This is a genomic window from Marinobacter sp., from assembly GCF_041686475.1.
Lineage (GTDB): Bacteria > Pseudomonadota > Gammaproteobacteria > Pseudomonadales > Oleiphilaceae > Marinobacter.
Window position 1 is genome coordinate 19,806 of the sequence record NZ_JAWLDU010000032.1, and the last position, 10,121, is coordinate 29,926.

Consider the following 10,121-nt stretch of genomic DNA (forward strand, 5'->3'; position numbering starts at 1 on the left):
GAAGAGGCCACCCCCCGAAGGCTCGAAAAAGCCAAGGAGGATGGCCAGACCGCGCGCTCCAAAGAACTGGCCACCATGGCCGTTCTGTTGGCAGGTGCCGGCGGCCTGCTGGTGTTCGGAGCCTCCATGGGCGCCGCCATGGAAGGCATCATGCGTGACAGCTTCGTCCTCGAACGCTCCGCCATTTTCGACACCCGGCACATGAGCGTCCAGCTGATTGCGTCGACCAAAGAGGCCGCCCTGTCACTGGCGCCGTTGCTGATCCTGTTGCTGGTGGCTGCCATCGCCGGCTCCATCGGCATCGGCGGTCTGTTGGTCAGCGGCAAAGCCATCGCACCCAAGCTTAATCGCATGGACCCTCTAAAGGGCCTGAAGCGAATGTTCTCCATGCGCTCGCTGATTGAACTGGTCAAGGCCATCCTCAAAGTGGGCCTGGTGATGGCCGTTGCCATCCTGATTCTCGATCTGCGCACCGAAGACCTGCTCAGCATCTCCGAGGAGCCTGCCCGCTCAGCCATGGAGCACGTGCTTTGGACACTGGGCTGGAGCTTTTTCATCCTCGCCTGCGCAACCATTGTCATCGCCGCAATCGACGTGCCTTTCCAGATCTACGATCACCAGAAAAAGCTGCGGATGACCAAGCAGGAGGTGAAAGACGAGTACAAGGACACCGAGGGCAAGCCGGAGGTGAAGGGCAAAATCCGCCAGCTGCAGCGGGAAATGGCCCAGCGGCGGATGATGCAGGACGTGCCCGGCGCCGACGTGGTCATCACCAACCCGACCCATTACGCGGTGGCGTTGAAGTACGACCAGAAGAAGATGGCAGCGCCGATTGTGGTAGCCAAGGGCTCTGACGAAACCGCCTTCAAGATCATGGAGATTGCCCGGGAGCACAAGGTGGAAATCCTCCGTACCCCGCCTCTGACCCGAGCGGTGTATCACAACACCGATGTGGGCGCGGAGATTCCGGATGGCCTGTATATGGCAATTGCACAGGTACTGGCCTACGTCTTCCAGCTCCGCCAGTTCCGCAAGGGGCGGGGGCAGAAGCCCCATGTTCCGGATTTTCCGATACCTTCGGATTTGCGGCGGGATGTTTGAGTTTGGGGTTTGCCTGCTTTTAGCCTGATGGTTGTGGGGGAGGTGATTCGTTGGGTGAGCTTTCCAAAACACGCTCCTTCCCCACATCCGCCGCCACCGAACTACCAGGCTACGGAGGGGCTAGGACCAGGCCTCAATAACCCGAACCATGGGATCATTCCGGCTTTCCGGAATAGGAAGGCGACCGTAAAAGTCTGCAGGGTTGTGGACCGCTACGGAAGGAAACCCGCAAGCCGTAAAATGTTCGGCGGCCTGCTCGTCGTTGAGGAAATGAAAGCTGACATCACTTCGTGTAACCGACCCCAGCAAGCCTCCGAGTGCTTTCAGGCTGCCTCGCAGCAACGGCTGGTTTGGCATGAGGTAGCTTTCGGACAGGTAGACCGAGCCCGGGCGCTGCTGCATAACGCGGGCCAGGCGTTGCCAGAAGTCTGATATGACTGGCAGGGAGAAGTAGCTGGTCAGGCCCTCGGTGACCACAACCATGGGTTCGTTGTTATCGAAAGCTATCTCCACCACTGCTGCCAATGCCTGCTCGCCGGCATCCGCCAGAATATCCACGGGCATGACCTGATGGCGATCGCCCAGGTGACCAGCCACCAGCAATCTTGCCGCCTTGCGAGCGGCCATGTCGGGCAGGTCGGCTTCCACCATGTGCAGTTGAGGGTGTTTGTCCCGCAAGCGGATTCCCCTGGGGGACATGCCGCAGGCAATTTCCAGTACCTGGGTGATGCCACGCTCCAGTGCCTGATCAATCAGGTGGTCGATGATCAGGTGGCGTTGCAGCAGGAAGGTGCGGATGTTGCCGCCGATGAGGGCTTTGCTGCCGGCTTCGAAGGGCGTCATCAGGTGATAGAGCCAGCGACCCTGATCGGTCGCCAGCGTATCATCCGAGAGCCCGTGCCGGTGCCAGACGGCACCGGTGTAGAGGGCGGTAAAGCTGATGCCGGAACTGTCAGCTCTGGTGTTCGGGCCCTTGTCAGAGGGTGTCGTGCTCATGGATCTTATTACCCCATGCTTCACCGCTGCCGGGAAGGATAAGGTTCAGGGCAATGGCCACTACCGCGCACAGGGCGATGCCTTCTATGTTGCCGATTGCCATGCCGCCGATACCGAATACCAGGGTGATGGCCACAATAACCAGATTGCGGGCCTTTGACAGGTCGACCTGGTGACGGATCAGAGTGTTGAGGCCCACCACGGCAATGGAGCCGAACAGCAGGCACAGAATGCCACCCATCACCGGTGCCGGTATGGTCTGCAGGGCGGCGCCGAATTTGCCCACGAACGCCAGTACGATGGCGATACACGCAGCCCAGATCATTACCTTCGGGTTGAAGTTCCTGGTCAGCACCACGGCACCGGTCACTTCCGAATAGGTGGTGTTGGGCGGGCCACCGAGGGCGGAGGCTGCGCTGGTGGCCAGGCCGTCTCCAAGCAGGGTGCGGTGCAGGCCCGGCTTTTCCAGATAGTTTTTGCGGGTGACGGTGCCGATAGCGAGGATGTCGCCGATGTGCTCAATGGCCGGTGCGATGGCCACAGGGATCATGAACAGGATGGCTGCCCAGCTGAATTCCGGCGCCACGAAGCTGGGAATGGCGAACCAGGGTGCCTCGGTAATGGGCGACAGGTCCACAATGCCGGCAATGGCCGAGAGAATATAGCCCACGATGATGCCGAACATGATCGGAATCAGGCGGAAAATGCCGGTAGACCAGACCGCCGTGATGACGGTCACGGTCAGTGAGATCATCGCGATCCAGATGGCCGTGTCGTAGGGCACCAGTTGTTCGGCGCCGTCGCCGGTGCGGCCGGAAGCCATGTGAACGGCGACCGGCGCCAGGCCAAGGCCAATCACCATGATTACCGGACCAATCACCACTGGCGGCAGCAGTCGGGTTATGAAGCTGGTGCCCTTCAGACGAACGGCGCCACTGAGAATGATGTAGAGGATACCCGCCGCCATCAGGCCGCCCAGGGTTTCCTCAAGGCCAAAGCGGCCCTTGGCGGCAATGATCGGGGCGATAAACGCAAAGGAAGACGCCAGGAAGATGGGAATCTGGCCGCCAGTGACAATATGGAAAATCAGTGTGCCGATGCCAGCGGTGAACAGGGCCACGTTTGGATCCAGGCCGGTAATCAATGGCATCAGAACCAGTGCACCGAAGGCCACCAGCAGCATCTGCGAGCCGGCAATTGCCTGTTTCCAGACCGGGTCGTTCAGGTGGTCCTGCATGATCAGACGTCCTTCTGCTTGGTGCCGAAAATCTTGTCGCCGGCATCGCCGAGGCCGGGGAGAATGTAGCCTTTTTCGTTCAGCCGCTCGTCAATGGAGGCGGTATAGATGGACACGTCCGGGTGCTTCTCCAGCACTTTTTCAACGCCTTCCGGCGCTGCAACCAGCACCAGCGCGCGTATCTCGGTACTGCCGGCTTTCTTCAGCAGGTCAATGGTGGAAATCATTGAGCCGCCGGTCGCCAGCATCGGATCCACAATCATCGCCATACGCTGGTCCAGCTCCCCCACCAGTTTCTCGAGGTAGGTGCTGGCTTCCAGGGTTTCTTCATTTCTCACCTGGCCAACAACACTGACGCGGGCGCCGGGGATCAGGGTCAGTACCCCGTCCAGCATGCCCATGCCTGCGCGTAAAATCGGAACGACGGTGATCTTCTTGCCCTGGATCTGCTCGATTTCCACCGGGCCGGCCCAGCCTTCGATGGTTTTCCTCTGCAGTGAAAAATCCTTGGTGGCTTCGTAGGTCAGCAGGGCGCCAACTTCCTGGGCCAGTTCACGGAAATTCTTGGTGCTGATGTCGGCCCGGCGCATCAGGCCGAGTTTGTGGCGGATCAGCGGGTGTTTCACCTCGTGGATTGGCATGGGCTCACCTTTCTGCTTTGTCTGTGTCTGAATGCTGCGTGGTCCGCGCGGCGTAAAAGCCGGCAAATGGCGCAAGGATACCGTATATCGACATGGCCGTCAGGCATGGTGGCCATAAAAACTGTGAGGGCTGGTACGGATCTTGCGAATACCCCGGCAATCGATGCATTGGCGTCAAAAAAACCACCCGCGAATGGCCGCGGTTAATCGCTAATCGGAGAATTTTCCGGCATGGACCGAGCGTTAGTCCTCAGTAATGTCAAATCCCTGACGCGGGGTAATCTGGGTGTCCCCATCATGCTGATGGGGTTGCTGGGCATGATGATTCTGCCGATGCCCGCGTTCATGCTGGACGTATTCTTTACCTTCAACATCACACTGTCCATCGTGATCCTGCTGGTGTGTGTGTACGCCCTGCGCCCGATGGAGTTTGCGTCTTTCCCCACGGTACTGCTGGTGGCGACCCTGCTGAGGCTGGCACTCAATGTTGCTTCCACGCGGATCGTGCTGCTTAACGGTCATGAGGGCGGGGATGCCGCCGGTAAGGTGATCGAATCTTTCGGTGCGGTACTGATCGGCGGCAACTACGCGGTTGGCCTGGTGGTGTTTGCCATCCTGATGATCATCAATTTCCTGGTGGTGACCAAAGGCGCCGGCCGGGTCTCCGAGGTCAGTGCGCGCTTTACCCTGGATGCCATGCCCGGCAAGCAGATGGCGATTGATGCCGACCTCAACGCTGGCCTGATTAACCAGGATGAAGCCAAGCACCGTCGTTCCGAAATCGCCCAGGAGGCGGATTTCTACGGTTCCATGGACGGTGCCAGCAAATTCGTAAAGGGTGATGCCGTCGCCGGTTTGCTGATTCTCGCGATCAACCTGATTGGTGGCATTGCCATTGGTATGGCGCAGCACGGCCTTGATTTCGGTACCGCCACCCAGAACTACGCACTGCTTACCATTGGTGATGGCCTGGTGGCGCAGATTCCGTCGCTGCTGCTGTCCACCTCCGCCGCGATTATGGTGACCCGCGTAACTTCCAGCCAGGATATGGGTGGCCAGATACTCCAGCAGATGTTCAATGCACCCAAGGCCCTGGGTATTGCTGCGGTCATCCTCATCATCCTTGGCCTGATTCCGGGTATGCCCCACGTGGCTTTTCTTGGCCTGGGTGCAATTTCCGGTGCCATTGCCTGGTACATCTGGCAGGAGGAGCGCCAGACGGTGGAGGAGGACGGGATGTTCCCCACCAGGGGCGGCGGCGCGAGACCGGCGGGGCGGGATATTCCATCCGGTGGCGATGGTGGCGACCAGGGAGCCCAGCTCCCGCCGCCGGGCGAGACCCGCGAACTGGGTTGGGATGACGTGGCCACGGTGGACATCGTGGGCCTGGAAGTTGGCTACCGGCTTATTCCCCTGGTGGATAAATCCCAGGGTGGGCAACTGCTCAGCCGGATCAAGGGGGTGCGCAAGAAGCTCTCCCAGGACCTGGGCTTCCTGATGCCTTCGGTTCACATTCGCGACAATCTCGACCTGATGCCCAATGTGTATCGAATCACTCTGATGGGCGTCACCATCGCGGAGGCGGAAATCCATCCGGACCGCGAACTGGCGATTGATCCCGGGCAGGTGTTTGGCAAGATCGAAGGGATTGCCGGCAAGGACCCGGCGTTCGGTCTGGATGCCAGCTGGATCGAACCGGACAAGAAAGACCAGGCCCAGACCCTGGGCTACACCGTGGTGGATGCCAGCACGGTGGTGGCCACACACCTCAACCAGATCCTCCAGAAGCATGCCCATGAACTGCTGGGCCACGAGGAGGTCCAGAAATGGCTGGATCAGCTGGAAAAGGTATCCCCCAAGCTGGCGGAAGAGCTGGTGCCCACCACCATTTCAATCAGCCTGCTGCTGAAAGTTCTGCAGAACCTGCTGAAGGAAGAAGTCCCCATCCGCGATATGCGTTCCATTGCCGAGGCGATCGTGAACGTGCATCCGAAGAGCCAGGACCCGAAACTTCTGACTACGGTTGCCCGCCAGTCACTGCGACGAATGATCGTGCAGAGTATCTGCGGCAACGACTCCGAGATCCCTGTTATTACCCTGGACCCGGACCTGGAACAGTTGTTGCTTAAGTCTATGCAACAGAGTCAACAATCCGGCGGTCAGGAAGACATCGGGCTGGTACTTGAGCCGAATATGGTCGAGAAGCTCCAGCGTTCGCTCCAGGACAGCGTCCAGCGCCAGGAGATGCTGGGCAAGCCGGCGATATTGCTGGTGTCCGGGCCGCTTCGGCCGGTGCTGGCAAAGTTTGCAAGTTTCGGCGTAGAGCGATTGCACGTGTTGTCGTACCAGGAAATTCCGGATAACAAACAGATCACCATTGTGGCATCCGTAGGCCAGTAAGGGCCGCGGACGGCAAGGCGGAAGGCGCCGGAAAGCGCTGACCGGGGAGGAAGAGTCATCATGAAAGTAAAACGGTTTTTTGCCCAGAGCATGGCAGAGGCGCTGCGCCAGGTGCGGGACCAGATGGGCCCGGATGCGGTGATTCTGTCCAATCGTCGTGTGGATGGTGGTGTCGAGATTGTGACAGCGCTGGATTATGACGAAAATATGGCGCGTCAGCGGCTGGGCGATGCCGCGCAGGAAGCGACCAACGGGTCACGGCTGGCAGAACTGCAGGCGGAACAGCATCGCCGCCTGGAGGACGAGCTTGGCCGGTCACGTGACCGAATCCGCGAGGTCAGGGACAAGCGTTCCGCAGTGGGTAGTCGAAACGGTGGTGCGGAAGTGGGCTACACCAGTCCGGCCGCAGACGCCTTTGCTGGCAGCGAATTGACACCGGAAGAACCTGTTGACGTTAATTCTGGCTATTCTGGCGAACTCGCCCAAATGCGCGCTGAAATCAGCTCGTTGCGGGATCTTGTCAGTGCGCAACGCGGGCCGGAGCCGGAAAAAACGGCGGTGAATGCCGTGCAGCAACGGCTTGCCGAACGTTTGCAGGAATTCGGTCTGGGCCTTGAGCTTGCGGGTTCATTGTCACGCCGTCACCGCGCAGGACGACTCGAAGATGGCTGGAAGCAGTCCCTGAAAATGCTGGCGGCCGGGGTGAAAACGGCTCGCACCGAGTGGGCCGAAGAGGGCGGTGTTTACGCCCTGGTAGGGCCTACCGGCTCTGGCAAGACCACCACCATCGGTAAGCTTGCGGCCCATTATGTGTTGCGCCATGGTGCCGATTCCGTGGCGCTGGTAACCACTGACCGCTACCGGGTCGCTGCTCACGAGCAATTGTTCGTGTTCGGGCGTATTCTGAATGTGCCGGTGCGGGTGGTGGATGAGACTCATTCCCTGGACGACATACTCGACGAACTGTCGGACCGTCACCTTGTACTGATTGATACCGCAGGCCTGACCAGTACCGATAAGGGTTACGAAGAGCAGCTCACGGAACTGGCACGCAGTCACCACCAGATCCGTACCCATCTGGTGGTTTCGGCAACCAGTCAGCCACGCATCATGAAATCCGTCTGGCATTGCTATAAGATGGCAAATCTTACGGGTTGTGTGATGACCAAAATCGATGAAGCACTGACCCTTGGAGAATCGCTGGGATTTGTCATGGAAACGGGATTGCCGGTGGCCTATTACACCGACGGACAGAAAATCCCGGAAGACCTGCATCACGCCGAGTCCATTCCGCTGGTGCGACTGGCCGTGGAGAGGCTGAAAAAACTCCAGCAGCAAGAGGCAGTCGCTGTTTAACAACAACACAGCCTGCGGTTAAACGTGGCAAGAGATCAGAATCAGTATGAGCAAACCACATCCGGTACAGGTGATTGCCATTTCCGGCGGAAAGGGGGGCGTTGGCAAAAGTAACGTCGCGGTCAACCTTGGCATCGCCCTCTCCCAGAAAGGGCGTCGTGTGGTGCTGCTCGATGCCGACCTTGGCCTCGGCAACATCGATGTGTTGCTGGGGATTACCGCCAACCGGAACATCCAGGATGTGATTTCCGGCGAATGCGATCTTCGCGATGTACTGGTCAATGGCCCGGGTGGAATCAAGATTGTCCCGGCTTCCTCCGGCACCCAGCGTATGACCCAGCTGTCGTCGCTCGAGCACGCCGGGCTGATCAATGCCTTCAGTGAGCTGGGTGACCAGATCGATGTGCTGATTGTCGATACTGCAGCCGGTATATCCGAGTCGGTGGTCAGTTTCCTGCGGGCCTCCCAGGAGTTGCTGCTGGTCGTCTGCGACGAGCCTACCTCCATTACAGACGCCTACGCGTTGATCAAGCTGATGAACCGTGACTACGGCACCAATCGTTTTCGTATCCTGGCTAACCAGGTCCGGAATGAGCAGGAAGGTCGCCATCTTTTTGAAAAACTGACCAGGGTCACTGAGCGATTTCTGGACGTGGCACTACAATATGTCGGTATAGTGCCTTACGATGAGGCCGTTAAAAAGGCCGTTCAGCGCCAGCGCGCCGTGCTTGATGCCTACCCCCGTGCCAAGGCATCGCTGGCCATCAAAAGCCTGGCTGACAAAGTTGACAGCTGGCCTTTGCCACAGTCGCCCCGGGGGCATCTGGAATTCTTTGTGGAGCGGCTCGTCGAAGTCTGATTTTGATCCCGTCACCGAAAAGCCGGATACATGACATTGGCGAAAGAACTTGGAATCTATCATCGGACCGGCACCCAGGGGCCATCGCAACTCGTTGAGGAGCAGGCTCCGCTGGTCAAGAAAATTGCACTTCATCTTATGGCCCGGCTGCCAGCCTCGGTTCAGCTGGAGGACCTGATGCAGGCCGGCATGATCGGCCTGCTGGAAGCCGCCCAGCGTTACAGCTCCACCAAGGGCGCCACCTTTGAAACCTATGCCGGCATCCGGATCCGGGGTGCCATGGTGGATGAGATCCGCAAGGGGGACTGGGTTCCCCGCTCTGTTCACAGAAATTCCCGCCGTATTGCCAAAGCCATCAAGGCCGTTGAGGACCGTTTGGGCCGCGAAGCCCTGGACTGGGAAGTCGCAGAGGAACTCGGCCTGGGCCTCGACGAATATCACTCGTCACTGAGTGATGCCAGCAGTGGCCGACTTTTTAGCCTCGATGAGCTCAATGAATCCGGAGACCTGCCGATAGAAGAAGCAGAGACCAGCGATAATCCGCTGGACGGCCTGGCATCGGACAGCTTCCGCAAAAACCTGGCGACAGCCATCGGCGATCTGCCGGAACGCGAGAAACTGGTGCTCAGCCTGTATTACCAGGAAGAGCTGAACCTGAAGGAAATAGGGGCAGTTCTCGGTGTCAGTGAAAGCCGGGTGAGCCAGATCCACAGCCAGGCGGCCCTGCGTCTGCGAGGGCGGCTCTCCGACTGGCAGCAGTAGACCCGTTTGCGACCAAGTGGTTATGCAGCGTTGCAGAGCATTCTTTACTGTAGCCTTTTGGTAACTGGTGCTTTACAACGGCGCCAAAGGCAACACAATAAGCGGTTAATCTGCCGGCTTGCCTGACGGAAAGCCGGAAGCCAACAACGAATTCCGGGCGTTTTAAACTGGAGGTCCCATTGGACAAGAACATGAAAATCCTGATCGTGGATGACTTCTCCACAATGCGACGGATCATCAAGAACCTGCTTCGCGATCTCGGCTTTACCAATACCGACGAAGCCGATGATGGCAATACCGCGCTGCCGATGCTCCGCAGCGGCAAGTATGATTTTCTGGTGACGGACTGGAACATGCCGGGCATGTCCGGGCTGGACCTTCTGAAAGAAGTCAGGGCCGACGAAAACCTCAAGACCCTGCCCGTGCTCATGGTAACTGCAGAAGCCAAGCGGGATCAGATCGTAGCCGCGGCGCAGGCCGGCGTGAATGGCTACGTTGTGAAGCCGTTTACCGCAGCGGTACTCAAGGAGAAGATTGAGAAAATCTTCGAGCGAATCCAGTAACCAGAGGTCGGACGGGCTCCCATGAGCAAAAGCAACAGGAACCAACAGGGCCTCGACCCGGAGGTGACGGAAAAACTCCGTAGCCAGGCCGCTGAGCTGGTTGAACAGGTCAATGCCGGAGAATATGCCCGGGCCATGACCCTGATCAACGAACTCAGTGAGGTAAGGGATCAGAGTCTGTACCGGGAGGTTGGCCGGCTGACCCG

At 58.8% G+C, this 10,121-nt stretch carries 9 protein-coding genes and 1 pseudogene; 7 read left to right on the forward strand and 3 right to left on the reverse strand.

The window, feature by feature from the left end:
- The coding region (gene flhB, locus ACESMB_RS09215; protein ID WP_372971383.1) for a flagellar biosynthesis protein FlhB at positions 1 to 1,101 on the forward strand (1,101 nt) is incomplete at its 5' end.
- Between the two features lie 120 nt (positions 1,102 to 1,221).
- Here flhB and ACESMB_RS09220 read toward each other — a convergent pair.
- Genes ACESMB_RS09220 through upp form a run of 3 tightly spaced genes read right to left on the reverse strand, consistent with a single transcriptional unit; the run spans position 1,222 to position 3,975 of the window.
- Positions 1,222 to 2,097: a class I SAM-dependent methyltransferase gene (locus ACESMB_RS09220; protein ID WP_372971384.1), complete on the reverse strand. Its 876-nt coding sequence runs from the start codon at positions 2,095 to 2,097 to the stop codon at positions 1,222 to 1,224.
- On the reverse strand, positions 2,078 to 3,334 hold the full coding sequence (locus ACESMB_RS09225; RefSeq protein ID WP_372925078.1) for a uracil-xanthine permease family protein: 1,257 nt from the start codon (positions 3,332 to 3,334) through the stop codon (positions 2,078 to 2,080). The genes ACESMB_RS09220 and ACESMB_RS09225 overlap by 20 nt, the downstream gene beginning before the upstream one ends.
- A 2-nt stretch (positions 3,335 to 3,336) precedes the next feature.
- Positions 3,337 to 3,975, reverse strand: coding sequence for a uracil phosphoribosyltransferase (gene upp / locus ACESMB_RS09230; RefSeq protein ID WP_372925079.1), 639 nt, complete (start codon positions 3,973 to 3,975; stop codon positions 3,337 to 3,339).
- A gap of 231 nt (positions 3,976 to 4,206) precedes the next feature.
- Here upp and flhA point away from each other — a divergent pair, with 231 nt between their 5' ends.
- The 6 genes and pseudogenes from flhA to ACESMB_RS09260 form a co-directional block, all read left to right on the forward strand.
- Positions 4,207 to 6,375, forward strand: coding sequence for a flagellar biosynthesis protein FlhA (gene flhA / locus ACESMB_RS09235; protein ID WP_372971385.1), 2,169 nt, complete (start codon positions 4,207 to 4,209; stop codon positions 6,373 to 6,375).
- Between the two features lie 60 nt (positions 6,376 to 6,435).
- The gene (gene flhF, locus ACESMB_RS09240; RefSeq protein ID WP_372925081.1) at positions 6,436 to 7,731 is read left to right on the forward strand and encodes a flagellar biosynthesis protein FlhF; all 1,296 of its coding nucleotides are present in this window, start codon (positions 6,436 to 6,438) and stop codon (positions 7,729 to 7,731) included.
- 46 nt (positions 7,732 to 7,777) lie between these two features.
- Positions 7,778 to 8,590 carry a MinD/ParA family protein gene (locus ACESMB_RS09245; RefSeq protein WP_372925082.1) on the forward strand — a complete coding sequence of 271 codons (813 nt, stop codon included), beginning with the start codon at positions 7,778 to 7,780 and terminating at the stop codon, positions 8,588 to 8,590.
- Between the two features lie 30 nt (positions 8,591 to 8,620).
- A complete protein-coding gene (locus tag ACESMB_RS09250) occupies positions 8,621 to 9,352 on the forward strand; it encodes an RNA polymerase sigma factor FliA (RefSeq protein WP_372925083.1) in 732 nt (243 codons plus the stop codon).
- A 179-nt stretch (positions 9,353 to 9,531) separates the two neighbouring features.
- Positions 9,532 to 9,915, forward strand: a complete 384-nt coding sequence (cheY, locus tag ACESMB_RS09255) for a chemotaxis response regulator CheY (RefSeq protein ID WP_114613228.1) — start codon at positions 9,532 to 9,534, stop codon at positions 9,913 to 9,915.
- 21 nt (positions 9,916 to 9,936) lie between these two features.
- A pseudogene (locus ACESMB_RS09260) lies at positions 9,937 to 10,121 on the forward strand (protein phosphatase); the annotation flags it as partial.

Bases quoted from the DNA above. Each gene is read 5' to 3' on its own strand.
- ACESMB_RS09220 (WP_372971384.1), bottom strand. From the start codon at position 2,097: ATGAGCACGACACCCTCTGACAAGGGCCCGAACACCAGAGCTGACAGT.
- ACESMB_RS09225 (WP_372925078.1), bottom strand. From the start codon at position 3,334: ATGCAGGACCACCTGAACGACCCGGTCTGGAAACAGGCAATTGCCGGC.
- upp (WP_372925079.1), bottom strand. From the start codon at position 3,975: ATGCCAATCCACGAGGTGAAACACCCGCTGATCCGCCACAAACTCGGC.
- flhA (WP_372971385.1), top strand. From the start codon at position 4,207: ATGGACCGAGCGTTAGTCCTCAGTAATGTCAAATCCCTGACGCGGGGT.
- flhF (WP_372925081.1), top strand. From the start codon at position 6,436: ATGAAAGTAAAACGGTTTTTTGCCCAGAGCATGGCAGAGGCGCTGCGC.
- ACESMB_RS09245 (WP_372925082.1), top strand. From the start codon at position 7,778: ATGAGCAAACCACATCCGGTACAGGTGATTGCCATTTCCGGCGGAAAG.
- ACESMB_RS09250 (WP_372925083.1), top strand. From the start codon at position 8,621: ATGACATTGGCGAAAGAACTTGGAATCTATCATCGGACCGGCACCCAG.